Origin of the sequence: Amycolatopsis sp. NPDC051061, assembly GCF_040682935.1 — a bacterium.
In the GTDB taxonomy this organism is placed as follows: domain Bacteria; phylum Actinomycetota; class Actinomycetes; order Mycobacteriales; family Pseudonocardiaceae; genus Amycolatopsis.
In genome coordinates, this window is sequence record NZ_JBFBBZ010000001.1 from 402,382 (window position 1) to 426,770 (window position 24,389).

General features: G+C 70.9%; 18 protein-coding genes. 14 read left to right on the top strand and 4 right to left on the bottom strand.

Going from position 1 to position 24,389, the window contains the following annotated elements; all coding sequences use genetic code 11:
* Window positions 1-34: 34 nt before the first annotated feature.
* Window positions 35-883 carry a hypothetical protein gene (locus AB0N03_RS02030; RefSeq protein WP_364363874.1) on the top strand — a complete coding sequence of 283 codons (849 nt, stop codon included), beginning with the start codon at window positions 35-37 and terminating at the stop codon, window positions 881-883.
* Entirely contained in the window at window positions 880-2,652 is a 1,773-nt protein-coding gene (locus AB0N03_RS02035) for a serine/threonine-protein kinase (RefSeq protein ID WP_364363877.1), read from the top strand. The genes AB0N03_RS02030 and AB0N03_RS02035 overlap by 4 nt, the downstream gene beginning before the upstream one ends.
* On the opposite strand, the gene AB0N03_RS02040 is transcribed toward AB0N03_RS02035, so the two are convergent.
* Entirely contained in the window at window positions 2,630-3,052 is a 423-nt protein-coding gene (locus AB0N03_RS02040; RefSeq protein WP_364363880.1) for a hypothetical protein, read from the bottom strand. The two genes, AB0N03_RS02035 and AB0N03_RS02040, sit on opposite strands and share 23 nt — an antisense overlap.
* Window positions 3,053-3,334: 282 nt before the next feature.
* On the opposite strand from AB0N03_RS02040, the gene AB0N03_RS02045 reads away from it, so the two are divergent.
* The 9 genes from AB0N03_RS02045 (at window position 3,335) to AB0N03_RS02085 (ending at window position 13,953) form a co-directional block, all read left to right on the top strand.
* Window positions 3,335-3,886: an AAA family ATPase gene (locus tag AB0N03_RS02045; RefSeq protein WP_364363883.1), complete on the top strand. Its 552-nt coding sequence runs from the start codon at window positions 3,335-3,337 to the stop codon at window positions 3,884-3,886.
* Between the two features lie 158 nt (window positions 3,887-4,044).
* Window positions 4,045-5,811 (top strand): glycoside hydrolase family 18 protein, encoded by a 1,767-nt coding sequence (locus tag AB0N03_RS02050; protein ID WP_364363886.1) that lies wholly within the window; start codon window positions 4,045-4,047, stop codon window positions 5,809-5,811.
* A 48-nt stretch (window positions 5,812-5,859) separates the two neighbouring features.
* On the top strand, window positions 5,860-6,603 hold the full coding sequence (locus AB0N03_RS02055) for an IclR family transcriptional regulator (protein WP_364364259.1): 744 nt from the start codon (window positions 5,860-5,862) through the stop codon (window positions 6,601-6,603).
* A gap of 69 nt (window positions 6,604-6,672) precedes the next feature.
* Window positions 6,673-7,824 carry a 4-hydroxybenzoate 3-monooxygenase gene (locus tag AB0N03_RS02060; RefSeq protein ID WP_364363889.1) on the top strand — a complete coding sequence of 384 codons (1,152 nt, stop codon included), beginning with the start codon at window positions 6,673-6,675 and terminating at the stop codon, window positions 7,822-7,824.
* Between the two features lie 240 nt (window positions 7,825-8,064).
* Window positions 8,065-9,681 (top strand): FAD-dependent oxidoreductase, encoded by a 1,617-nt coding sequence (locus AB0N03_RS02065; protein WP_364363891.1) that lies wholly within the window; start codon window positions 8,065-8,067, stop codon window positions 9,679-9,681.
* Window positions 9,682-9,831: 150 nt separating this feature from the next.
* Window positions 9,832-10,887 (top strand): LacI family DNA-binding transcriptional regulator, encoded by a 1,056-nt coding sequence (locus tag AB0N03_RS02070; RefSeq protein WP_364363894.1) that lies wholly within the window; start codon window positions 9,832-9,834, stop codon window positions 10,885-10,887.
* Between the two features lie 75 nt (window positions 10,888-10,962).
* Window positions 10,963-12,255, top strand: coding sequence for a sugar ABC transporter substrate-binding protein (locus AB0N03_RS02075; RefSeq protein ID WP_364363897.1), 1,293 nt, complete (start codon window positions 10,963-10,965; stop codon window positions 12,253-12,255).
* On the top strand, window positions 12,252-13,136 hold the full coding sequence (locus tag AB0N03_RS02080) for a sugar ABC transporter permease (RefSeq protein ID WP_364363900.1): 885 nt from the start codon (window positions 12,252-12,254) through the stop codon (window positions 13,134-13,136). The genes AB0N03_RS02075 and AB0N03_RS02080 overlap by 4 nt, the downstream gene beginning before the upstream one ends.
* Window positions 13,126-13,953 (top strand): carbohydrate ABC transporter permease, encoded by an 828-nt coding sequence (locus AB0N03_RS02085; protein WP_364363903.1) that lies wholly within the window; start codon window positions 13,126-13,128, stop codon window positions 13,951-13,953. The genes AB0N03_RS02080 and AB0N03_RS02085 overlap by 11 nt, the downstream gene beginning before the upstream one ends.
* Before the next feature lie 1,755 nt (window positions 13,954-15,708).
* On the opposite strand, the gene AB0N03_RS02090 is transcribed toward AB0N03_RS02085, so the two are convergent.
* Together AB0N03_RS02090 and AB0N03_RS02095 are read right to left on the bottom strand one after the other, a co-directional pair.
* Window positions 15,709-17,613, bottom strand: a complete 1,905-nt coding sequence (locus AB0N03_RS02090) for a HAMP domain-containing sensor histidine kinase (RefSeq protein WP_364363906.1) — start codon at window positions 17,611-17,613, stop codon at window positions 15,709-15,711.
* A complete protein-coding gene (locus tag AB0N03_RS02095; protein ID WP_364363909.1) occupies window positions 17,603-18,298 on the bottom strand; it encodes a response regulator transcription factor in 696 nt (231 codons plus the stop codon). Before AB0N03_RS02095 ends, AB0N03_RS02090 begins: the two co-directional genes overlap by 11 nt.
* 156 nt (window positions 18,299-18,454) lie before the next feature.
* On the opposite strand from AB0N03_RS02095, the gene AB0N03_RS02100 reads away from it, so the two are divergent.
* Window positions 18,455-21,598, top strand: a complete 3,144-nt coding sequence (locus AB0N03_RS02100) for a GH92 family glycosyl hydrolase (RefSeq protein WP_364363912.1) — start codon at window positions 18,455-18,457, stop codon at window positions 21,596-21,598.
* Window positions 21,599-21,610: 12 nt separating this feature from the next.
* On the opposite strand, the gene AB0N03_RS02105 is transcribed toward AB0N03_RS02100, so the two are convergent.
* Window positions 21,611-22,471: an alpha/beta fold hydrolase gene (locus AB0N03_RS02105; RefSeq protein WP_364363915.1), complete on the bottom strand. Its 861-nt coding sequence runs from the start codon at window positions 22,469-22,471 to the stop codon at window positions 21,611-21,613.
* A 115-nt stretch (window positions 22,472-22,586) separates the two neighbouring features.
* Between AB0N03_RS02105 and AB0N03_RS02110 the strand changes: the two genes are divergently transcribed.
* Both AB0N03_RS02110 and AB0N03_RS02115 read left to right on the top strand, forming a co-directional pair.
* Window positions 22,587-23,699: a helix-turn-helix domain-containing protein gene (locus AB0N03_RS02110; RefSeq protein WP_364363918.1), complete on the top strand. Its 1,113-nt coding sequence runs from the start codon at window positions 22,587-22,589 to the stop codon at window positions 23,697-23,699.
* Between the two features lie 200 nt (window positions 23,700-23,899).
* Complete coding sequence (locus AB0N03_RS02115; protein ID WP_364363920.1) at window positions 23,900-24,388, top strand: hypothetical protein; 489 nt, start codon at window positions 23,900-23,902, stop codon at window positions 24,386-24,388.
* Window position 24,389 lies beyond the last annotated feature (1 nt).

Consider the following 24,389-nt stretch of genomic DNA (forward strand, 5'->3'; position numbering starts at 1 on the left):
GGACCAGTCGGATAACGCAAGTAGGGGATGCCCAATGGGACGTGTCATCGCGGCGGGGGTTGCGTTGGGTTTGTGCGGGGTGCTGCTCGGCGCGCCACCCGCGTCGGCCCAGTCCGGCTCGGCCCAGTCCGACTCGCTCGGGGTCCAGGTGTCGATCGACCGGCGGCCGATCGCCGACGTCACGGTCCCGATCGACCCGGCCCAGCAGGTCGAGCTGCAGGTCGTGGCCACCAACCCGGGCACCGCGCCGGTGAAGGTCCGCAGCGTGCGGCTCTCCGGCGTCGCGCTCGCCCTCACCTTCTTCGCCTACGACACGACCGCGCCGTTCGAAGTGCCGGCGCGGGGCTCGATCACCCGGACGTTCGTGCTCGACCTCGGCGACCTCACCGGACAGGCGACCGGGCTGCTGCCGTCGTCGGTCGAGCTGCTCGACGCCCAGCGCGCGACGCTCGGCGAGGCGACGACGGTCGCCGACGTCCAGGGCTCCTTCTGGTCGGTCTACGGCGTGTTCGGCCTGGCGATGCTCGTGCTCACCGTCCTCGCCTGGCTGACCGCGCTGCTCGCGCTGGCCCGGCACCGCCTCGCGCCCAACCGCTGGCGCCGCGGCCTGCGGTTCCTGCCCGCCGGGTTCGGCACCGGCCTGGTCGCGGTGATCACGCTGTCGGTGCTGCGGCTGGTCCCGCCGGAGCCGGCGATCGAGATCCCGGTGGTGCTCGGCGCCGCGGCGATCGCGTTCCTGCTCGGCTACCTGACGCCGCACCCGGCGCCGCCCGCCGTCCCCGGCCGGGACTCCACCGGCCGGGACTCCACCGACCGGGGCAGCACCGACCGGGACGCCACCGTCCGGATGGCGATCCCGCCCACGCAGGAATTCACCCGATGAGCGCACCGGCCGAGCTGGTCGCCGCGCTGCCGCAGTACGACATCGGCGCCGAGATCGGCGAAGGCGGCATGGGCGTCGTGTTCGCCGGGACGCACCGGACGCTCGGGCGCAGCGTCGCGATCAAGCAGCTGCCCTGGGACGTGCTCGACCACCAGGCGAGCAGCGAGCTGTTCGACCGCGAGGCCCGCGTGCTGGCCAGCCTGGACCACCCGCACATCGTGCCGGTGTACGACTACGTCCGCACCGGCCGCGAGCACCTGCTGGTCATGGAACGGCTGGACGGCGGCACCGTGCACAGCCGGTTCCACGGCGGCGGCGTCAGCGGCGAGCAGGCGTGCGCGATCGGGCTGGCGATGCTCGCCGGGCTGCACGCGGCGCACCGGGCCGGCGTGCTGCACCTCGACGTCAAGCCGCGGAACCTGCTGTTCAACCTGCAGGGCGTGGTGAAGGTGGCGGACTTCGGCATCGCGCGGGTGATCAGCGAGGGCGCCACGCTCGTCACGCACGGTGGCGAGATCCTCGGGACCCCGGCCTACATCGCGCCCGAACAGGCGATGGGCAACGCGCTGAGCCCGGCGGCCGACGTCTACGCGGCCGGCACGGTGCTCTACGAGCTGCTGTCGCGGCAGCTGCCGTTCGACAACACGCGCGGCGCGATCAGCATGATGCGCCAGCACATGTTCACCGACCCGCGGCCGATCGCGGGCGTGCCGATGCCGATCGCGGGCGTCGTCATGCGCAGCCTCGCGCGCGAACTCGATTCGCGTTATCGGGAAGCCGAGTCCTTCGCGGCCGACCTGGCCGGAGCCGCGACCGCCGTCTACGGGCCGGGCTGGCTCGAACGGTCCGGGGTGCCGGTGCTGCACCTGACGCCGCGGGTGATCGCCGGGCTCAACTCGCCCACCGCGCCGGAGGAGGCCCCGACGCGGCCGGTGGCGCGACCTTCGGGACCCCACGCGACGCTGGTCGCGCCGAGCGGGTCGCCGGACACCGGCTCCGGGCCGGTCGGCGGCGGTCCGGACTCCGGCCGGCCGGGTGACGGTTCCGGCCCGCCGGATCCGGGACGCGGCCCGCGGGCCACCGTGCGGTGGCTGCGGCTGGCCGCGGCGGCGGCCGCGCTCGTGCTGGTCGTCCTCGCTCTCCTCAACCCGGAGCGGCTGCCGCACCAGGCGTCGCCGACGTTGAACCTCGGCACCCAGCCCGTCGCGGTGCCGGTCGAGGTCGACCTCAGCAAGCCGCTGACGCTGGCCGGCACCGGCAACCCCGGCCGCGTCGCGCTCACGCTGTCGGCGGCCGGGATCCCGCTGGGCTCGGCCGAAACCGACGCGAAGGCGGCCGGCAACGGCTTCACCGCGCAGCTCACCCTGCCGGCGATCGCGCGGTGGGTCGTCGGCGGCGCGGTCACGGCGACGGTGCGGACGGGGCCCGTCACGCAGACGTTCACGCTGCTCACCAGCCAGCACCCGCTGGCCAGCGCGATGGGCGCGGGCAGTCTCATCCTCGCGCTGTTCGCGCTCGCCTACCTCGAGTCCGGGCTGCGGACCGTCCGCAACGGCCACCGCTGGCGCGGCGCGTCGGTCGGCGGACCGGTGCTGGGCCTGCTGTTCGGTGCGGTGGCGTGGCTGTGCGTGTCGGTGCTGCGCGTGCACGAACCGGCCCCGGGGTACGGCGCCGGGTGCGCGGTGGCGGGCGCGGTCGCGGCCGGGCTCGTCGTCGCGGCGGCGCGGCGGCGGGCGTCCACAGTGGTCAGTCGACCATCCGGACGGTGACGTGCGGGCTGTAGTTCTTGCGCCGGCTCCACCCGGATTCGGCGCAGAGGCTCAGCTGGATGGCGCGGTCGGCCGGCGCCCAGTAGCCGGTGCGGACGAAGTAGCCCTCCATCGTGTTCAGCGCGGCGAGGCGCTTGCGGGCCGAACACATCTCCCAGCCCCACTGCCTCCCGGTCTTTTCGACGCCGTTGCGCCGCACGGACAGGCACGGGTTCCCGACGGCGCGGATGTCGGCGTCACCCTCGGTGACGTAGACGACGCCGTCGATCTTGTAGAACCGGTTGTCGTCGAGCAGGGAGACCTGCCCGGAGAGCGTGACCCCGACCCGGCCGCCGTCATCGCCCGTGAGCGTCCACTCGAGACAGAATTCCTGTACCGGGAGTTCCAGCGACTGGGTCATGGCGAGTTCCCCTGTTCTAGCAGTGCGTTCCTTCCAGAAGATAGGGAAAATCCGGACGCCGGGAAGGGGTGCGGACGATCTTCACCCGAAGCGGTTCCCCGGCGACGGATGCCTTGCCGCGCATGGGTTTTCAGGCGACTGGGTGACTTCGGGCACGGGAGGTGACATCAGGGCGTCTCGCCGGGTGGCGCGGGCCGTACGGTCGGGTCTGTGCTCGGTCGGATTACACTCCGTGAGTTAAAGGTAAAGGAACCATTACCTTCGTCGGGGCGTTGACGGGGCATGAGCGAGACCACGGTGATCGAGCTCGGGCCCCGCGACCTGCTCGTGGTGGCGGGCCTGCCCGGCGCGGGCAAGACGACGATGCTCCACCACGCCGCGCCCGGCCTGGTGGTGCTGGACTCCGACCAGGTCCGCGCCCGGCTGGCGGCGGCGGTCCCGTCGGTGCCGTACCGGTGCTACCGGCCGGTGGTCCACGCGTGGCACCGGGCCCGGGTGGTCCGGCGCGCCTGGGCGGCGGGGCCGATCGTGGTCCACGAGCCGTCGACGCGAGCGTCGACTCGCGCGTTGCTGGCATTGGTGGGCGCGGTGAGTGGCCGCCCGGTGCGGTTGTTGTTCCTGGACGTGACGGCTTCGGAGGCGCTGGCGGGGCAGCGCAGCCGGGGCCGGATCGTGCGGCCGCGGTCGTTCGCCCGGCACGTCCGCCGGGTGGGGCGGTGGCGGGAGGCGCTGCTGGCGGAGCGGGTTCCGGCCGGGTGGAGCAGTGTGCAGGTGATCGACCGGGCTCGCGCGGGGCGGACGCGGGTGGTGGCCGCGTCGCTGGTGAGGTGCTGACGGGCGAGCGCTACCGAGGACACCGCCGGGCCCACCGTTCGCCTGGGCTCGACGCCGCCTTCGGCCGGCGACGCAAGGCCCGCCGTCACCCTCGGTTGGTCTGGACATTTTACATATTGGTCTAGACAATATCGGTATCTCCCCGACTGGAGGACCCGATGAGGCGTTCCAGACTGTCCGCAACCCTCGCCGCCTTCGTGCTGGCTCTCTCCGGTCTCGCGGCCGGTCACGCCGAGGCGGCCAACCTCCTCGCCAACCCCGGTTTCGAAGCCGGCTCGCTCTCCGGCTGGACCTGCGCCAACGCCACGACCGTCACCACGCCCGTGCACGGCGGTGGTCACGCCCTCGCCGGCACCCCGGTCGGCGCCGATTACGCCCAGTGCGCGCAGACGGTGTCCGTGCTGCCGAACACCACCTACACCGTCTCCGCCTGGGTGCGCGGGAACCCCGTCTACCTCGGCATCACCGGCGGCGCCTCCACCTGGTCCGGCAACTCGGGCGCCTACAACCAGCTGTCCCTCACCTTCACCACCGGCAACCAGACCTCCGCCCAGCTCTACCTCCACGGCTGGTACGGCGCCGGCACCTACTACGCCGACGCCGTCGTCCTCGACGGCCCCGGCGGCAGCACCCCCGGCACTCCCGGTGCGCCCGGGACCCCGGCGACGGGCGGCGTCACCACCAACTCCATCGCGCTGAGCTGGGGCGCCGCCGCCGGCACCGTCACCGGATACCGCGTCTACGAAGGCAACACCGCCGTCGCCACCGTCACCGGGACCAGCGCCACCATCTCCGGCCTGAAAGCCTGCGAAACCCACAGCTACGCGGTCGCCGCGTACAACTCGGCAGGCGAATCACCGAAGAGCTCGACGACCAGCGCCACCACCACCGGCTGCGTCGACACCGGCCTTCCCAAGCACTCGCTCATCGGCTACCTGCACTCCAGCTTCGCGAACGGCTCCGGCTACGTCCGGATGGCCGACGTCCCCGCCGCCTGGGACATCATCGACCTCGCGTTCGGCGAACCGACGTCCGTCACGTCCGGGTACATCCGCTTCACCCGCTGCCCGGCCGCCGAATGCCCGAACGTCGAGAGCGACGCCGACTTCACCGCCGCCATCAAAGCCAAGCAGGCGCAGGGCAAGAAGGTCCTGATCTCCATCGGCGGCCAGAACGGCCAGGTCCAGCTGACGACGACCGCCGCGCGCGACAAGTTCGTCAGCTCCGTCTCCGCGATCATCGACAAGTACGGCCTCAACGGCCTCGACGTCGACTTCGAGGGCCACTCGCTCTCGCTCAACGCCGGCGACACCGACTTCCGCAACCCGGCCACGCCGGTGATCGTCAACCTGATCTCCGCGCTGAAGTCGCTCAAGGCCAAGTACGGCTCGGGTTTCGTGCTCACCATGGCGCCGGAGACGTTCTTCGTGCAGGTCGGCTACCAGTTCTACGGCGGCTCGGGCGCCGGCGACGCGCGGACCGGCGCCTACCTGCCGGTGATCCACGCGCTGCGGGACTCCCTCACCGTGCTGCACGTCCAGGACTACAACTCCGGCCCGGTCATGGGCCTGGACAACCAGTACCACACCATGGGCGGCGCGGAGTTCCCCATCGCGATGACCGACATGCTCAAGGCCGGCTTCACCGTGGCGAACACCGGGCAGTTCTTCCCCGGGCTGCGGCCGGACCAGATCGCCGTCGGGCTGCCCGCGGCGGTCAGCGCCGGCAACGGCTACACCTCGCCCGCGGACGTCCAGACGGCGGTCAACTGCCTGGTCAAGGGCAGCGGCTGCGGCTCGTACACGCTGCGTGGCGGCACGTCGCCGGCGCTGCGCGGGCTGATGACGTGGTCGATCAACTGGGACAAGTACTACAACTGGGAGTTCCAGAACAGTCATGAGCCGTTCCTGAACTCGCTGCCGTGATGCGTCGCGGTGTGCCCCGCCGCGGGGTGGGGCACACTGCCTGACGTGGTGAAACGCGACTCCGTGCTGACGCGCGTCGTCCGGATCTTCGAGGCGTTCGAACCGGACGCGCCCGCGTTGCGCGTCACCGACATCGCGCGGCGGGCGGGCCTGCACGTCGCGACGGCGTCGCGGCTGATCGAGGAGCTGGTCGGGCACGGCTGGCTGCTGCGCGACACCGATCGGAGGATCCGCGTGGGTGTCCGGTTGTGGGAGCTCGCGTCGCGCGCGTCGCCGACGCTCGGGTTGCGCGAGGCGGCGCTGCCGTTCATGGAGGACCTGCACGCCGTCGTCGGGCACCACACGCAGCTCGCCGTGCTGGAGGACCGCGAGGTGCTGTTCGTCGAGCGGCTCTCGGCGCCCGGCGCGGTCGTCAACGTGACGCGGGTGGCCGGGCGGCTGCCGCTGCACGCGTCGTCGTCCGGGCTGGTGTTGCTCGCTCATGCGCCCGCTGACCGGCAGGAACAGGTGCTGGCGGCCCCACTGGAGGCCTTCCGGCGCACGACGCTGACCGAGCCTGAGCGGCTGCGGCGGTTCCTCGCCGACGTCCGGCGCGACGGCTACGCGTTCTGCGCGGGCTTCATCGACGAGGAGACCACGGGGATCGCCGTACCGCTGCGGGGGCCGCACGGTGACGTCGTCGCGGCGCTGTCGGTGATCGTGCCCAACGACCCGGACGCGCGGATGCAGATCCCGGCGTTGCGTGCTGCGGCGCGCGGGGTCTCGCGCGCGATGCGGAATTCCTCTCACTGAATGAGAATGTCGTAGAGCGAGCCGCGGCAGGCGTTCCATGCTCGGCTCTCCGCGTGAAAGGACGTTCCCGTGCGCACCCAGGTCGTCATCGTCGGCGCCGGCCCCGCGGGGCTGCTGCTGTCCCACCTGCTCGGCCTCCAGGGCATCGACTCGGTGCTCGTCGAACGGCAGACCGCCGAGTACGTCCAGGCGCGGATCCGGGCGGGCGTGCTCGAAGCGGGCACGGTCGAGCTGCTGCGCTCGGTGGGTCTCGGCGACCGGCTCGACGTCGAAGGCATGGAGCACCGCGGCATCCACCTGCAGTGGCCCGGCGAGCGGCACCACCTGGACTTCGTCGACCTCGTCGGCCGGTCGGTGACGATCTACGGGCAGACCGAGGTCACCAAGGACCTCATGGTGGCGAGGGAGAAGGCGGGCCGGCCGGCGTACTACTCGGCGTCGGACGTCGCCCCGCACGACGTGACAGGCTCGCCGTACGTGACCTTTGTGGACGCTGACGGTGCGGAACGGCGGGTCGACGCGGACGTCGTCGTCGGCTGCGACGGGTTCCACGGGCCGAGCCGATCGTCCATTCCGGACGCCCAGGTCCGGGAGCGGGACTACCCGTTCGCGTGGCTGGGGGTGCTGGCCGACGTCGCGCCGTCGGCGGACGAGCTGATCTACGCCTGGCACCCGGACGGCTTCGCGATGCACAGCATGCGGTCGCCGCGCGTGAGCCGGTTCTACCTCCAGGTGGCGCCGGACGAGGACATCGAGCGGTGGAGTGACGACCGGATCTGGACGGCGCTGTCCACGCGGCTCGCCTTTTCCGGCTGGACGCTGGAGACGGGCACGATCACGGAGAAGAGCGTCCTGCCGATGCGGAGCTTCGTGTCGACGCCGATGCGGCACGGAAACCTCTACCTGGCCGGGGACGCGGCGCACATCGTGCCGCCGACGGGCGCGAAGGGGCTGAACCTGGCGGTGGCCGACGTGGCGCTGCTGGCGCGCGCGTTGACGGCGTCGTTCGGGGGGAACGACGAACTCGTGGATGCGTACTCGGAGACGGCGTTGCGCCGGGTCTGGCGCTGCACGCACTTCTCGTGGTGGATGACGTCGATGCTGCACCGCCACGGCGACGACTTCGACGCCCAGCTCCAGCTTTCCCAGCTCCGCCGCACGGTGACTTCGGTGCCGGCGGCGACCGAGCTGGCCGAGAACTACGCGGGCCTGCCCCTGTAACCCGTGACGGAAGGGTCGACACGCGTGATTGGGAGGTCGACACGCGTGATTAAAGGGTCGACACGCGGCGTAGCCCCAGCCCGCGCCGTGTCGACCCGGCAATCACGCGTGTCGACTCTCCAGACACGCGTGTCGACCAGCTGATCACGCGGTCTGTCTGGTTCTGGCTCTTGACGTCCGGACCTGTCCCGGCGCACCATACCCGCGTAGTAATTCGAATTATCAGCGCGGGAAGGCTTCATGAGGGAACTGGACACGGAGATTCTGGTGGTCGGCGGGGGACTCGGCGGGGTCGCCGCCGCGCTGGCCGCGGCGTCCCACGGCCGGCGGGTCGTGCTCACCGAGGAGACCGACTGGCTCGGCGGGCAGCTCACCGCCCAGGCCGTGCCGCCGGACGAGAACCCCTGGATCGAGCGGTTCGGCTCCACCCGCACCTACCGCGACCTGCGCGAGGGCATCCGCGACCACTACCGCCGCCACTACCCGCTCCGCGCCGAAGCCGCGAAGCGCCCGGAGCTGAACCCGGGCGCGGGCAGGGTCAGCAAGCTCTGCGGCGAACCCCGCGTGGCGCTGGCGGTCATCGAGGCGATGCTCGCGCCGCACGTCAGCGCCGGGCGGATCCACGTCCTGCGCAACCACCGGCCAGTCGAAGCGCACACCACCGGCGACCGCGTCGACGCAGTGGTCCTCGAAGGCGAAGAACGCATCGTCGTCAAAGCCCGGTACGTCCTCGACGCCACCGAGAACGGCGACCTCCTGCCGCTCACCGGCACCGAGCACGTCACCGGCGCCGAATCCCAGGCAGACCACGGCGAGCCGCACGCGCCCGGGAAAGCCGCCCCGGCGAACCTCCAGGGCATCACCTACTGCTTCGCGGTTTCCCACCACGAAGGCGAAAACCACGTCATCGACAAACCGGAGATGTACGGCTTCTGGCGCGGCTACCAGCCGGATTTCTGGCCCGGTCCGCTCCTCGGCTTCGTCGCGCCCGACCCCCGGACGCTCGAGCCCGTCAAACGCACCTTCGTCCCGAACCCGCCCGGCGACCCCCTCGCGGTGAGCGCCGACCAAAGCGCCGATGCCGGCGACAAGGAACTGTGGGCCTTCCGCCGCATCCTCGCCCGCAACCTCCACACCGACGGCGCCTTCGACTCCGACATCACGCTGGTCAACTGGCCTCTCAACGACTACTGGCTCAAGCCCGCCCTCACGATCCCCGGTCACACCACCGAGGCGGACGTCGCGAAGGCGCATGAAGAAGCCAAGCAGCTGAGCCTGTCCGTCCTGTACTGGCTGCAGACCGAAGCCCCTCGCGCGGACGGCGGCACGGGCTTCCCCGGCCTCAAGCTCCGCCCCGACGTCACCGACACGAAGGACGGTCTCGCGAAGTCCGCGTACGTCCGCGAAGCCCGGCGCATCAAGGCCGCCACGACCGTCACCGAGCACGACGTCTCGGCCGAGATCCTCGGCGTCGACGGCCGCGTCCGCCGCGAGGACGCCGTCGGGGTCGGGAGCTACCGGATCGACCTGCACCCGTCGACCGGCGGGGACAACTACATCGACGTCGCCAGCGTGCCGTACGAGATCCCGCTCGGCGCCCTGCTGCCCGTCCGCACCCGAAACCTCCTGCCCGCCGGCAAGAACATCGGCACCACGCACATCACGAACGGCTGCTTCCGGCTGCACCCGGTGGAGTGGAACATCGGCGAGGTCGCCGGGCTGCTCGCCGCGTTCGCGATCAGCGAGGACGTCGAACCGCGGGCGGTGCGGGAGGACCCACGGCACTTCGAAGACTTCGCCCGCGTGCTCGACGCCGCCGGGGTGGAACGCCGGTGGCCGGAAGTGCGGGGGTACTGACCGTGTCGCCGGTACTGATCCGGCCAAAAGCAGGCCGGCCCTCGAGCGGTACGTGCCATTGCCACGAGAGCCATCCGGCCGTGACTGTGGTCGGATCGGTACCGAACGGCACAGTAAGGTCTCACGGAGTCGCGCGGGAAGGAGTCACGGATGACGGCGGGTTCGGGCCGGGTCACGCAGGCCCAGGTGGCGCGCCTGGCCGGCGTCTCGCAGGCCGTCGTCTCGATGGTGCTGAACGGCTCCGACAGCCTGCGCATCACCCCCGAGACCCGCGACCGCGTGCAGCAGGTGCTCCGCGAAACCGGGTACACCGTGGACATCATGGGCCGCCGGCTGCGCGGCGGGACCAACCAGATCCTCGGCGTCTTCACCTACGAGTCGGTGTTCCCGTCCGGCGTGGCCGATTTCTACCGGCCGTTCCTGCTCGGCATCGAGGAGGAGGCGGAGGAGCAGGGCTTCGACCTGCTCCTGTTCACCAGCGGTGGCCGCCGCGACGGGCGCCGCCGCATCTACGACCAGGGCACGAACCGGCTGCGCATCGCCGACGGCTCGGTCCTGCTGGGCCGGCACAACGACCCGCAGGAGCTCGCGCAGCTCGTCGAGGAGCAGTTCCCGTTCGTGTTCGTCGGGCGCCGAGAGTCGCCGACCGGGCCGATCAGCTACGTCGGCGCGGACTACGTCGCGGCCACCCGTGACGTCCACGAGCGGCTGTGGACCCTCGGGCACCGGCGGATCGGCCTGCTCAGCGTGACCGAGGAGAACGAGCCGACGCTCGATCGCCGCAGCGGCTACGAAGCCGCGGCGCGCAAGAGACGCCGTCCGCCGTCGGTGTTCGTCGAAGAGGACCCGGCGATCGCGCTGCGGCAGGTGCTCGACGAGGGCGTCACGGCGTTGCTCGTCGAGAGCTCGGCGATGGCCGACGGCATCCTCGCGTGCGCGCACGACCTCGGCCTGGAAGTGCCCGAAGACCTTTCGATTGTGGTGCTGGGCGACGCCGACCCGTCGCAGCAGCCGCACGCGCACGCCGTGCCGAGCACCGGCACGGACTGGTCGATGTTCCGCATCCCGCGGCACGAAATGGGCGCGCACGCCGTGCGCGTCCTCGTCGGGCTGCTGAAGAACCCGAAGCACCGGCAGCTGCTGCTGCCGTGTTCGTTCCACGAGGGCGCCACCACGGCGAAACCCTCCACTGTGCACACTCGCTGACCGGTCGTGTCGCCGGTTGACAGTCCGGGACGCGACGCTTACGGTCGCTGCTAATTCGAATAACCAGGAGGCATTGTGGCCTACCGTAGAACCCGGTTGCTCGCCGCCGCGGCCCTGTCCGCCGTCGCACTGGCTTCGACCGCCTGCTCCGGCGGCGCCGGCGACGACACGAACATCGCGCTGCGCATGACGGTCTGGACGACCGACAAGAACCAGCTCGCCCTCTTCGACTCCATCGCCGCCGAGTACCGCAAGGCCCACCCGGAGGTCGCGTCGGTCAAGTTCGACGTCGTCCCGGGGGACACCAGCGCCTACTCGGCCGCGCTCACCACCCAGCTCTCCGGCGGCAACCCGCCCGACCTGGCGTGGATCCTCGAACGCGACGCCCCCGACTTCGTGCAGTCCGGTGCCCTGACGAACCTGAAGCCCACTTTGGACGCTGCCGCCGGCTACAACGCGGGCGAGCTGGTCCCGTCCGCCACGAAACTGTGGACCAAGGACAGCGGCCTGTACGCCTACCCGTTCTCGACGTCGCCGTTCGGCATGTTCTACAACAAGAACCTGCTCACCCAGGCCGGGATCACCGAGACGCCCGACCAGCTGCTCGCGAGCGGACGGTGGACGTGGGACGCCGCCAAGCAGATCGCCACCCAGGTCGCCGCCCGCGACACCGGCAAGGCCGGCCTGGTCATCCGCGAGTTCGAGTACAAGCAGTGGGTGCTGCTGGCTTCGGTGTGGCGCGGCTTCGGCGCCGACGCGTGGGGCCCGGACGGCAAGACGTGCGGCTTCACCTCGCCCGAGATGACGTCCGCGATGACGTTCCTGCACCAGGCGATCTTCACCGACAAGGCGCTGCCCGGCCCGGGCACGACGGCGGACTTCTTCGCCGGCGAATCCGGCCTGACCATCGCGCAGATCAGCCGCGCCGGGCTGCTCAAGGCCAAGCCGTTCGCATGGGGCATCGTCCCGCTGCCCGCCGGGCCGAAGGCGAACGCCCAGGTCATCGGGCAGGCCGGGATCGGTGTCCCGGTGAAGGGCAAGCACGCCAAGGCCGCCGCGGACTTCCTCGCGTTCTTCACCGACCCGGCCAACTCGGCGAAGCTCGGCCAGTACTTCCCGCCGGCCCGCGACAGCCTGCTCAACGCGGCCACCCTGGCCAAGGCGAACCCGCTGTTCAGCCAGGAACAGCTGCAGAACGTCGTGGTCAACGGGATCAAGACCGGCGCGGTGCTGCCTTCGCACACCGGGAGCGCGCGGATCGCGTCGCTCGTCCAGTCCGCTTTGGACCCGATGTGGAAGGCGGACGCGAACGTGCCCGCCTCGCTGGCCGGCGTCTGCCAGGCCATCGACCCCGCGTTGAGCCAATGACCCTCACTTCGAAGAAGCGCGACGAGCTCGCGGGGTGGATCTTCATCGCCCCGCAAGCCCTCGGCTTCCTCGCCTTCGTGGTGGCACCGCTCGCCGCGGTGGTCTGGTACAGCTTCCAGGACGTCAACCTGCTGGCCGGGACGTCGGCGTTCGCCGGCGCGGACAACTACGCGAAGCTCTTCGACGACCCGACCGCGCCCAAGGTCGCCCGCGCCACGGCGATCTTCTGCGTCGGCCTGGTCGTGCTGAACCTCGCGCTCGCGCTCTCGCTGGCGTTGCTGCTCAACCTGAAGCTGCGCGGTACCACGGTGTTCCGGACGGTCTTCTTCTCGCCGGTGGTCGTCACGCTCGTCGCGTGGACGATCGTCTGGAACTTCCTGCTGCAGGACAACGGCGGGATCAACGCGCTGCTGCAGACCATCGGGGTCGACGGCCCGAACTGGCTGCGGGGCAACGGCACCGCGATGCTGTCGGTGATCGTGGTGCAGGTGCTGAAGAACGTCGGCCTGAACATGGTGCTGTTCCTCGCCGCACTGCAAGGCATCCCGGCGTCCATCATGGAAGCGTCGCAATTGGACGGTGCCGGGCCGTGGCGGCGGTTCCGCTCGGTGATCCTGCCGATGATCAGCCCGACGACGTTGCTCACGGCGATCATCACGGTCGCCGGCGCGTTGCAGGTGTTCGCGCAGATCCAGGTGCTGACCCTCGGCGGGCCCGCGGACAGCACCAACGTGCTGGTGTTCTACTTCTACCAGCAGGCCTTCGCCAACCACGACCTCGGTTACGGCTCCGCGCTCGCCGTCGTGCTGTTCCTCGTCATCCTCGTGCTCACGCTGCTGCAGTGGCGGATGCGGAAGCGGTGGGTGTTCCATGAGTCGTAGGGCCAAGATCGCCTGTTACGTCGTGATGGTCGTGCTGGCCGTGCCGTTCGTGTTCCCCACCTGGTGGATGATCACGGCGTCGCTGCTGCCGGCCAACGAGGTGCTCGCGTACCCGCCGAAGCTGTTCCCGGCCCAGCCGCAGTGGGAGAACTACAAGACGGCGTTCACCGACTTCCCGTTGGCGCAGCAGTACTTCAACAGTCTCTACATCGCCGTGCTGGTCACGCTCGGCACGATGTTCTTCTCTTCGCTGGCCGGCTATGCGTTCGCGCGCATCCGGTTCCGCGGCGAGAAGTTCTTCGGCCTGATCCTCATCGGACTGATGGTGCCCAGCGAGGTCACGATCATCCCGCTGTTCCGGCTGGTCGACGACCTCGGGCTGACCAACACGCACTGGCCGCTGATCGTCGTGCCGATCTTCGGCGCGCCGAGCGTGCTGGCGACGTTCGTGATGCGGCAGTTCTTCATCACGATCCCCGGGGAGCTGGAGGAGGCGGGCCTGCTCGACGGCCTGTCGCGGTTCGGGCTCTACCGGCGCGTCGCCCTGCCGATCGCGAAACCCGCGCTGGCCGCGGTCGCCATCTTCACGTTCCTCAACACGTGGAACTTCTTCCTGGAACCGCTGGTCTACCTGACCGACAAGAGCATGTTCACGCTGCCGGTGGCGCTGACGCAGTACGTCGACGTCTACGGCGGCCACCTCTGGAACGTCCAGCTCGCCGCCGCGACCACCACGGTCGTGCCGGTCCTGATCGTCTTCATCATCGCGCAGCGCCAGTTCGTCGAAGGGCTCGCCCAGAGCGGCCTCAAAGGCTAGGAGGCAGTTGTGATCGATCGCAGAACCATGCTTGCCGGGACCGCCGGGGCGGCCCTGCTCGGGCTCGCCGCCGCGGGGACGGCGTCGGCAGCGGTGACCGCCGTGCCGCCGCCGGCCGGTCCGTTCCCGCCGCTCGCCCCGCTGCCGCCCGGCGCCCCGGTGCGGCGGCTCTTCACGCCCGCGGAGCAGCGCTTCGCGCCCTACCTCGCCATTTTGCCGGGCATGGTCAACGATGTCATAACCACCGATCCGGCTACGGTGGGTTTCTTCGGCGGCGGCTGGTGGCGGACGCCGAGCGAGCCGTACAACGCACGCGTCCAGGAGCACGTCTACACACTCAGCTGGTTCTACGCGAACCGGCGGCCGTGGAACCCGTACTACCTGGACCCGGCCCTGCGCGACCGGCTCGAAGCGGCGATCGTGCACTACCTGAACCTGCAGCACGCCGACGGCTCGTTCCCGGAGTACTCGATCACCGAGAAGTCCAAGGCCGCCACCGGGTTCGGCCTGGGCTACCTCGCGAAGACCCTCGCCAACCTGCGCCAGGTCAACGCGCTGCCCGCCCGCCGCGCCGAACTGGAAGCCGCGCTGCACCAGGGCATGACGTGGTTCCTCGACCCGGCCAACCCGATCTGGGCCCACCCCATCGAGTTCGCCAACCAGAACACGTCCGGGCTGTCGTCGTCCCAGCTGGCGCTGAAGCTCAATCCCGACGCCGGACTTTCGAAAAAGCTGCACGACCGGATCGAGTTCCTCGCGGCGAACGGCCAGAGCGCGGCCGGCTTCTTCTACGAGCCGACCGGGATGGACATCAACTACAACTTCGAGGTGCTGCTCCCGGAGCTGGCCGAGATCTACGCGCTGACCCGCAACCGCACGGTCGTCGGGATGGCCCGGAAGTTCGCGGACTGGTTCGGCTACAACGTCGTCCGCGAGCCGGACGGCTCGGGCTCGCTGACCTACGTCGCGACGTCGAGCCGCACGCACGTCTCCTACTACGACGACGTGATCCCGGATCCCGACCGGACCAACCTCGGCTCGCTGTTCGTGCCGGAGGTCCCGGACCTGGCCGCGTTCTTCACCACGCGTGAAGACCGCGCCGAGACGCGCAGGCAGTGGGCGAGGACGCCGGGCCCGGTGCCCGGACCGGCCAAACAGGACACCTCGCCGCGCATCCTCGCCCACGTGTCCTACGGCGAGGCGTTCCCGTCGCACGGCGAGAAGCAGGCGTCGATCCGGCAGCTGCCGTACCTGCGCTCGAGCGACTTCGCCGTCCAGCGCCGGGACACCGAGCTGAACCAGACCTACGTCTACGTGCGGCGCCCGCAGCTGTACCTGGCCGGGTTCTGGGGCACGCGGCCGTCGAGCTACGTCCGGGGCGCGCAGGGCCTGCTGTGGCACCCGCGGGCCGGCATGGTCGTCCACTCGCAACAGGACGACACGCAGTGCTGGGCGAGCGTGCTGCCCGCCGGCAGCGCGGACGCCCGTGGCACCTTGGACGCGACGTACTTCATCGGCGACCGCGCCTGGGACGGCAGCCGGAAGGTGCCCGGCTCCGCGCCGGTCGTCGTCCGGTACGGCCTGGACACCCGGATCCGGACCGACCTGACGATCACGGGCGACACCGTCACCCGCGCGGTCCGGGGCACCACGCCGCTCACCGAGCAGGTCCCGCTGGTCCTGCACCCGGGCGACGACGTGCGCTTCGCCGACGGCACGCCGGTCACCCACGGCGCCAACGCGAGTGCGACGGCGTCAGGGCTGACGATCCGCCGCGGCCGCACGACGGTCACGATCGGCTGGGGAACGGCCCTGAGCGCGACCGTCACCGCCACCACCGTCACGTTCCTGCGCGACGGCGCCCGGCGGCTGCACGTCCTGCGCGTCCCGCACCCCGGCACCCTCACCACGGAGATCCGGCTTCGGTAGCCGGACGGTGAACGTCGATCCGGAGTCCACTTCGGACTCGACGTCGATGCTGCCGCCGTGCGCCTGCACCAGGTGCCGCACGATGGCGAGGCCGAGCCCGCTGCCGCCGGTCTGGCGGCTGCGGGACTTCTCGGCCCGCCAGAACCGGTCGAACACGTGCGGCAGGTCCTCGGCGGCGATGCCGGTGCCGGTGTCCGCGACGGCGATCACCACCTCGTCCACAGTGGACGAGACGTGGATCGTCACGCGGCCGCCGGCCGGCGTGTGCCGGACCGCGTTGGTCACCAGGTTGGAGACGATCTGGCGCAGGCGCACCGGGTCCGCCTCGAACCCCGTCTCGCCGTGCGCCGACACGGTGAGCGTGACGCCGGCTTCGGCGGCCCGGTCGGCGTGCGCGGCGGCGACGTGGCCGGCCAGCTCGGCCGCGTCCACCGGCTCCGGGTGCAGCCGCAGCCGGCCGGCGTCGGCCGCGGCGAGGTCCTGGAGGTCCTCGACGATGTGCTGCAGCAGCACTGTTTCCTCGAGCAGCGACGTCGACAGCGCCCGGTCGAACGGCAGGTGGCCGTCCTCGGCGGCCTCCAGTCGGCCGCGGATGACGTTGAGCGGGTTGCGCAGCTCGTGGGCGATGTCGCTGACCATCGCCTTGCGCTGCTCCTCGATCCGTTCGCGGCGGGCGGTGAGGTCGTTGAAGGCGGCGGCGAGGTAGCCGACCTCGTCGCGGGTCTTCACCGGCGCCGGCCGGTCCTGCTTCGCCGCCTCGGTCAGCGCGCGCAGCGGCCGGGACAGCCGGCGCGCGACCAGCACGGTGATCGCGGCGGCCAGCACCAGGACGACACCGGTCACCGCGAGGATCCGCGTCAGGTTCTCCTGCGACAGCGTGAACGTCGGCAGCTGCGACCCGCCCGGGCCGAGCGTGAACAGCAGCGCGGGCGGCGCGACGAACGGCGTGAGCTGCTCGCGGCGGCCCGAGTCGAGGCAGCCGCGGCTCGGCTCCTGGTCGGAAACCGCGAGGACTTCGAGGTCGAGGTCCAGTTTCACCGGATCCGCGCCCTGGCTCTGCAGGCAGCGGTTCACGGCCTCGTTGAGGCTGTCGAGCGCGGCTTGCTCGGTCGGGGTCGGCGTGGCCAGCTCGTAGATCCCGCACTTGGCCGCGAAGTAGCGGACGCTGAGCGGGTCGGTCCCGGTGAGCTGCGCGCGCCCGCTCGCCGACTCCCGCACCTGGCCGGTGATGCCCATCGAGTCGAGGCAGGCGACGGCCTTCCTGGCCAGCCCGTCGAGGTCGTCGCGTTCCTTCGGCGGCAGCCGGAACGGGCCCACCGCGCGCGGGTCAATGCCGCTGGTCCCGGCCTGGGGCAGCAGCACCGCGTCGACGTGCAGCGGGTCGACCGACGCGGTCGCCTTCACCGGCAGGGTGACCGGCGCGCCGCCGGAGTCGCCGAGGACGTGGCGGTCGAGGGTGGTCAGCACGATCCGCCGGCCGGTCTGCTCCGACAGCGTCTTCAGCTTCGGCCCGACCTGGTCCCAGGTGTGGTTGGCGGCCGCGTAGCCGAGCACCTCGGTGTAGATGGTCGCGTCGCCGGAGAGGGCTTGGCCCTGTTCCTGCTGGATCGCACGGGTGGTGGTCTGGACGGCGAGCCACGCGGTCGCGGCGATCGAGCCCAGCGCGATCAGCAGCGAGACCGCCGTCAGCCGGACGACGAGGCTGCGCCGGAGGGGGAAGCTACGCGTCATCGTCCGCCGTCAGCTTGTACCCCACGCCGAACACGGTCCGCAGGTAGACGGGGTTCTGCGGGTCCGGCTCGAGCTTCTTGCGCAGGTTGAGCACGTGGACGTCGATGATCCGGGTGCTGACGAACCGGTCGTCGCCGCGGGTGAGCTCCAGCAGCTGCCGGCGGGTGAAGACCCGGCCCGGCTGCCGGATCAGCGTTTCCAGGAGCTGGAACTCGCCCGGCGTCGTCTCCACCGGGCGGCCGCCGACGGACACCTCGTGCCGGACGGGGTCGAGGCGCAGCGCGCCGGCGCGCAACGCCGGGTCGGGTGGTTCGTCGCGCGTGGCCGTCCGCCGCAGCAGCGTCCGGACGCGGGCCATCAGCTCGCGCGGGCTGTACGGCTTGGTCAGGTAGTCGTCGGCGCCGAGGTCGAGGCCGAGCAGCAGGTCGTCCTCGGTCGCGCGGGCGGTGAGCATCAGGACCGCGACGTCGGACTCGCCGCGCAGGATGCGGCAGACGTCGAGGCCGTCGACCTCGGGCATCATCACGTCGAGAACCAGCAGGTCAGGGCGATCTCGGCGGGCCTCGTCGAGGGCCGCCCGGCCGTCCGGGGCCAGCACGACGGTGTGACCTTCGCTCTCGAGGTAGAGCCGGAGGACCTCGGCCTGCTTCTCGTCGTCCTCGGCGACCAGTACACGTGCGCACACGGCGTCGAGGTTAGGCGCCCTGACACGGTCGCCACCCGATCCTGACCGGATCTTCATACCTCCGGGCACGAGCCAGGTCTTTGTCAAAGTGTTGACCCGGGGTCCGGAGCAGGTAAAGGTCGGATGAAAAGGTCGGCGTCGATCGGGAGGCACCCGGTGCGGTTCAGATTCATGGCGGCTCTCGTGACGACGGCGGTGATCGGGGTGCCCGCCGTTGCCTCGGCGGCGCCGACAACGATGTCACCCGGTGCTCCGCTGGTGGGAGACCCTTCGGCGTACGTCGACCCGCTGATCGGCACCGGCCGGGGTGGCAGCTCGGTTGGCGAAATCAACAACTTCCCCGGGCCGGCGGCGCCGTTCGGGATGATGCAGTTCTCGCCGGACACGCAGGGCGCGTACGCCGGCTACCAGTACCACTCCGATCAGATCCGAGGTTTCAGCCTCGACCACGCCTCGGTCGGCTGCAACGCGTTCGGCGACGTGCCGATCCTGCCGGTCACCGGCGACGTCGGCAGCGCGCCCTGGGACCGCGTCGAGCACTTCACCCACGACGACGAGCAGGCCGAGCCGGGCTACTACGCCGTGACGCTCGCCGACTCGAACGTCCGGGCCGAACTGACCGCGACGACCCGCACCGGGCTGGCGACGTTCACCTACCCCGCCGGGTCGACGCCGCAGGTGCTCGTCAAGGGCGGTGCGAGCCTCGCCGGGAACTCTCGTGCGGACTTGAAGATCACCGGCGACCGCGAGGTCAGCGGCTCGGCTACCACCGGCAACTTCTGCGGCAAGGGCAACTCCTACACCGTCTACTACGCCATCACCTTCGACCAGCCGTTCACCGCGCACGGCACGTGGGACGGCTCGTCCGTCAAGCCGGACACCGACAGCGTCGACTCGCCTCGCGCGGGCGCGTACCTGACCTTCGGTTCCGGGACCGTGCACGCCAAGGTGTCGATGTCCTATGTGGGCGTCGACGGCGCGAAGGCCAACGCGGCCGCGGAAGTCCCGGGCTTCGACTTCGCCGCGGTCCGGAAGTCCACTCGCGACAAGTGGACGCAGGCGCTGGGCAAGATCCGCGTCGCCGGGCGCGATGTGGGGCAGCTCAAGACGTTCTACACTTCGCTGTACCACTCGCTGATGCACCCCAACACGTTCGACGACGCGGACGGGCGGTACATCGGCTTCGACAACCAGGTCCGGACGCTGCCGAAGGGGCGGCACCAGTACGCGAACTTCTCCGACTGGGACACCTACCGCTCGCTCGCGCCGCTGCACGCCATGCTCTTCCCGAAGGAAGCCGGCGACATGGCGCAGTCGCTGACGAACGACGCCGTGCAGGGCGGCTGGTGGCCGCGCTGGCCGATGGCGAACGACTACACCGGCCAGATGACCGGCGACAGCTCGGTCGCGCTGATCTCCAACCTCTACGCGTTCGGCGCCCGCGACTTCGACGTCAAGACCGCGCTGAAGTACCTGGTCAAGGGCGCGACGTCGGTGGACGACACGCCTGGTGCGTACCAGGAACGCCGTGGCATCGCGGACTACGTCGCTCGCGGATACCTGCCGAACAACGACGCCTCCCGTGGTGACCACGCCCGCGTCGGCGCGTCGATCACGCTGGAATGGGCGATCGACGACTTCGCCATCGCCCAGTTCGCGCAGGGCATCGGTGACCGCGACGTCGCGCGCGAGTTCACCAAGCGCGGTCAGAACTGGCAGAACATCTTCAACCCCTTGACGGGCTACCTCCAGCCGCGCGCGCAGGACGGCCGTTTCCCGGACGGCCCGGCGTACGTGCCGCCGCCGCCCGGCAAGTTCGGCCAGGACGGCTTCGACGAGGGCAACGCCGCGCAGTACACCTGGCTGGTGCCGCAGGACCCGGCCGGCCTCGTCACGGCGATGGGCGGGCCCGCGGCGGTTTCGCAGCGGCTGGACACCTTCTTCCAGAAGCTGAACGTCGGCCCGAACGAGCCGAACATGTGGGCCGGCAACGAGCCCGACTTCGGCGTCCCGTTCCTGTACAACCACGTCGGGCAGCCGTGGAAGACCCAGCAGGTGGTCCGCGAAATCGCCACGACGCTGTTCAGCGCGACCCCGGACGGCGAGCCGGGCAACGACGACCTCGGCGCGCAGTCGTCGTGGTACGTCTGGGCGGCGCTCGGCATCTACCCGGCGACCCCGGGCACGCCGGACCTGGTCGTGGCCAGTCCGCTGTTCGAGCGGGCGGTGTTGTCCCTCCCGAATGGACGGACGATCGACATCCACGCGCCGAAGGCCCCGGCGACGTACGTGCACGACCTGTCATTCGACGGCCACGACTGGGACCGGACGTACCTGCCCGCGAACACCGCGCGCGACGGCGGGCGGCTGGACTTCTCGCTGGCGTCCACTCCGGACCAGCGGTGGGCGGCGAACTCGGCGCCACCGTCCTATCGGGACAAGGAGAAGCCGTTCCTGGCGTCGACGACCAACCAGGTCGTCGTCGAACCCGGCACCAGCGGTGAGGTCACGGCGAGCGGGCAACGGCTTGGCGGGCACGACCGGGTGCTGGACGTGTCCACCCAGGCGCCGGCCGGGATCACGGTCACCGGCCCCCGGCAGCTGCGGCTCGACGACCGGACCGGCAGCGGCACCGCGAAGCTGACGGTCGCGGTGGCCGCCGGGACACCCGAGGGCTACTACCAGGTGCCGGTGACGGTCCGCGGCGGCGGGACGTCGGTGCCGGGGTCGGTGATCGTGCTGGTCGCGCCCCAGGGCGGGCCGGCGGCCGCGTACGGAGGCGTGGGCATCTCCGACGACGGCGACACCGGTTCGGCGGACATCGACGGCGCCGGGAACAGCCTCTCCCGGCAGGCCCTGGCCGTGGCCGGGCTGGTCGGCGGGAAGGCGTCCCAGGCGGTGGGGACCACGTTCACCTGGCCCGCGGCGCCGGCGGGACGGCCGGACAACGTCGTCGCGGCCGGGCAGACGATCCGGCTGTCCGGGACCCGGCTGTCGTTCGTCGGCACGGCCTCGAACGGCGACCACCGTGGCTCCGCGACGGTCACCTTCACGGACGGCAGCACCGCGGTGGCCGATCTGTCGTTCGGCGACTGGGTCTTCCCGGGCGGCGGCACCGACCCGGTGTTCGGCAACACGCTCGTCGCGCGCACCGACCACCGCAACCAGCCGGGCGGCCAGGGCGGCGGAGCGTCGGTGTACGCGACAACCCCGCTCGACGCCCCGGCCGGGAAGCAGATCGCTTCGGTGACCCTGCCTACCGACCCGAACCTGCACGTGTTCGCGATCGGCCTCGGCTAAGCGGCAGACCGCTCAGCCGGGGGAGCCCACCGCGCAGACCTTGATCGGGGTGGCGTGCGCCGGGTCGAGGGCGCCCGAAACCAGGTGCCACACGTTCAAGTCGTAGGCCTCGCCGATGTGGCCGACCGGGTCGAACGGGCACAAATCCTGGACGTAGCGGTTGTGCACGCCGGGCTCGCGGATGAACGACGTCTCGGTCGGGGTCACCAGCTCGTCGTAGCGGGAGGTGATGATCGTGTAGTCGATGCCCGGCTGGGCGACCGGACCGGTGTTGAGCGCGACGATCGCCGCGCCGCCGTCCAGCTCGTCGGCGAAGATCGGCAGGCCGATCGTCTTGACGATGGTGTCCCACGTGGACTTGCCGAGCAGCGTGTAGGCCAGCGTCAGGAGCCCCGACGCGTTGGCGCCGTGCGTCGGCGGGGCGATCGCGACGACCTTGCCGATTTCGCTCTGGATGCCCTGCATCTTGGCCAGGTAGATCGCCTGGAGGCCGCCCTCGGAGTGCCCGACGACGTCGACCTTGGCCGCGCCGGTGGCCGCGCGCACCTTTTCGACGTAGTTCTTGATCTCCAGCGACGACTCCGCGACCGGCTTGAGCCCGCCGACGAACGGGAACTGCGGGTAGGCGCCGTAGGTCAGGGAGAACGTGCAGTAGCCACGGGCGGCCAGGTCGGCCTGGAGGAAGTTGAGGTCTTCGTAGTAGGTGGCGAAGGTGCCGTGGAGCAGCACGACCGGGTTCGGGTGGGCCGCGCCCGGGCGGCAGCCGAAGTCGTTGTTGCCGCCGGTGGCCGCTTCGGCCGGCGCCGCCGCGCCCAGGGCGAGCAAGCTCGCGATGCCGAGCCCGGCCAGCCATCGTTTCGTTCCCCGCGCCATTGCCGAGTCCCTTCGTCTGGTTGGTATGCACAGCATGCGCTGGTCGATCAACGCTGTCTGCTGGCAGAACGCGCAGAAACTTGCCGTCGGCGTTTGTGCATGGTGACAATGTGGCATGGATCCGGTGGCCGAGCTGTTCCCTCGATCGGGTGAGATCGCGGCCGCGATGATCGCCCGGTGCGCCGCCGAGATCCCGGCGTACCGGCTGCTGCCGGCGAGCGTGCTGGAGGGCGACCTGGTCGCCAACGCGGCCGCGGTGTTCGAGCTGTTCCTGACCACGGTCGCCGAGGACCGGCGGCCGACGCCGGACGAACTGTCCTTGCCGATCGCCTGGGGCGCCGAACGCGCCCGCGACGGCCTGCCGCTGGACGCCGTCCTGAAGATCTACCCGCTGGCCGCGAGCGTGGCGTGGGAGCTGGTGGACGGTGACCGCCTGGCGCTGGGCGCCCGGATGCTCGACTTCCTCGGCGAGGTGATGCCCCGCGTCGCGCAGGCGTACCTGCGCGAGCGCGACGACCTCGACTGGGAGCACCGGGAGGACCGGCAGCACCTCGCCGCGAGCCTGCTCGCCGGCCGGCCGGTGCGCCGCCGCGAGCTGGCGGAGCGCTACGACGTCGTGGTGTTCCACCTCCCGGCGCTGCCCGCGTCGGCGGGATCCCGTGCGGCGACGGACCTCTTCCGCGCCGTCCGGTCCGGTTTGGACAGTCAAGTCCTGGTGACGTTCAAGGGTGACGGCGGGGTGCTCCTGGTCCCGGCCGGCGTCGCGGCCGACGCCGTGGCGGCCCGGGTCGACGAGATCTGCGGCCGTCGCTGCACGGCCGCCGCGGCCCACGCGGAAACCCGGTCGGACATCCCCGCCGCGCACTCCGAAGCCGTGGAAATCCTGGCCCTGGCGGAGAACCTGCGCCGCCCGGCCCGGCTCTACCGGCTCGCCGACCTGGCGATCGAGTACCAGCTCGCGCAACCGGGCCCGGCGCGGGACGCGCTCGCGCTCGTGCTGGCCCCGCTCGAGGACCACCCGCACCTGATCGACGCCCTGCGCGCGTTCGTGACGTCGGACTACAACCGCGGCGAAGCGGCGACGGCGTTGAACATCCACCGCAACACGCTGACCTACCGGCTGGGCCGGATCCAGCTGATCACCGGCTACGACGCGACGCGGCCCGCGGACGCCCGCCACCTGGCCGCCGCGATGACGGCTCACGACATCGTGCGGCAGAACGGCTGAATTCAACCGGGTACTGTGCCGTTAATTACCAATCCGGCCACGGCCACGGCGGAAACCGGCGCCTTGTGCTGATCGGCTGAGAAACGTGTCCGCCTGCTTTTGGCCGGATTGGTAACGCTTGTGTCGCGTTCTCGGGAATCCGTTGCGAATCCGGCCGGGCGGCCGATTCCAGGGAGCGGAGACGGAAGAAGTTGATTCCCATGAAAGCCGCCCGAATTCTCGTCGCCGCCGTGGTCTCGGCGAGCGTTGCCGCTTGTGGAACGCCGGTCGTCGGCGTGCCCGTACCGGTCGCCGCGCCGCCGGCGCCGACGACCAGCACGGCCGTGATCGCCGTACCCGCGGCGCCGCAGACGGTGTACGTGCAGCAACCGCCCGCGTACGTCGCACCGGCGGACACCGCGGAGGCACGCACGGTCATCGCGTACTACGACGCGATCAACCGCCGCGACTTCGCCACGGCGTGGTCGCTCGGCGGCAGCCGCATCGCCGGCGGCGGCGGGTTCGCCAAGTACGCCGACGGTTTCGCGACGACGGCGTGGGACACGGTGACCGTCACCGGCGTCCGGGGGAGCACGGTTTCGGTCGTGCTGTCCGCCGTCCAGACCGACGGCAGTACGCGGACGTTTTCCGGCACCTACACCGTTTCCGGCGGCATTCTCGCCGGCAGCCACATGACCCGGACGAAATGAG

Excerpts from the sequence above, each read along its gene's own strand:
- AB0N03_RS02030 (WP_364363874.1), top strand. The coding sequence starts at position 35 with ATGGGACGTGTCATCGCGGCGGGGGTTGCGTTGGGTTTGTGCGGGGTG.
- AB0N03_RS02035 (WP_364363877.1), top strand. The coding sequence starts at position 880 with ATGAGCGCACCGGCCGAGCTGGTCGCCGCGCTGCCGCAGTACGACATC.
- AB0N03_RS02040 (WP_364363880.1), bottom strand. The coding sequence starts at position 3,052 with ATGACCCAGTCGCTGGAACTCCCGGTACAGGAATTCTGTCTCGAGTGG.
- AB0N03_RS02045 (WP_364363883.1), top strand. The coding sequence starts at position 3,335 with ATGAGCGAGACCACGGTGATCGAGCTCGGGCCCCGCGACCTGCTCGTG.
- AB0N03_RS02050 (WP_364363886.1), top strand. The coding sequence starts at position 4,045 with ATGAGGCGTTCCAGACTGTCCGCAACCCTCGCCGCCTTCGTGCTGGCT.
- AB0N03_RS02065 (WP_364363891.1), top strand. The coding sequence starts at position 8,065 with ATGAGGGAACTGGACACGGAGATTCTGGTGGTCGGCGGGGGACTCGGC.
- AB0N03_RS02070 (WP_364363894.1), top strand. The coding sequence starts at position 9,832 with ATGACGGCGGGTTCGGGCCGGGTCACGCAGGCCCAGGTGGCGCGCCTG.
- AB0N03_RS02080 (WP_364363900.1), top strand. The coding sequence starts at position 12,252 with ATGACCCTCACTTCGAAGAAGCGCGACGAGCTCGCGGGGTGGATCTTC.
- AB0N03_RS02085 (WP_364363903.1), top strand. The coding sequence starts at position 13,126 with ATGAGTCGTAGGGCCAAGATCGCCTGTTACGTCGTGATGGTCGTGCTG.
- AB0N03_RS02090 (WP_364363906.1), bottom strand. The coding sequence starts at position 17,613 with ATGACGCGTAGCTTCCCCCTCCGGCGCAGCCTCGTCGTCCGGCTGACG.
- AB0N03_RS02105 (WP_364363915.1), bottom strand. The coding sequence starts at position 22,471 with ATGGCGCGGGGAACGAAACGATGGCTGGCCGGGCTCGGCATCGCGAGC.
- AB0N03_RS02110 (WP_364363918.1), top strand. The coding sequence starts at position 22,587 with ATGGATCCGGTGGCCGAGCTGTTCCCTCGATCGGGTGAGATCGCGGCC.
- AB0N03_RS02115 (WP_364363920.1), top strand. The coding sequence starts at position 23,900 with ATGAAAGCCGCCCGAATTCTCGTCGCCGCCGTGGTCTCGGCGAGCGTT.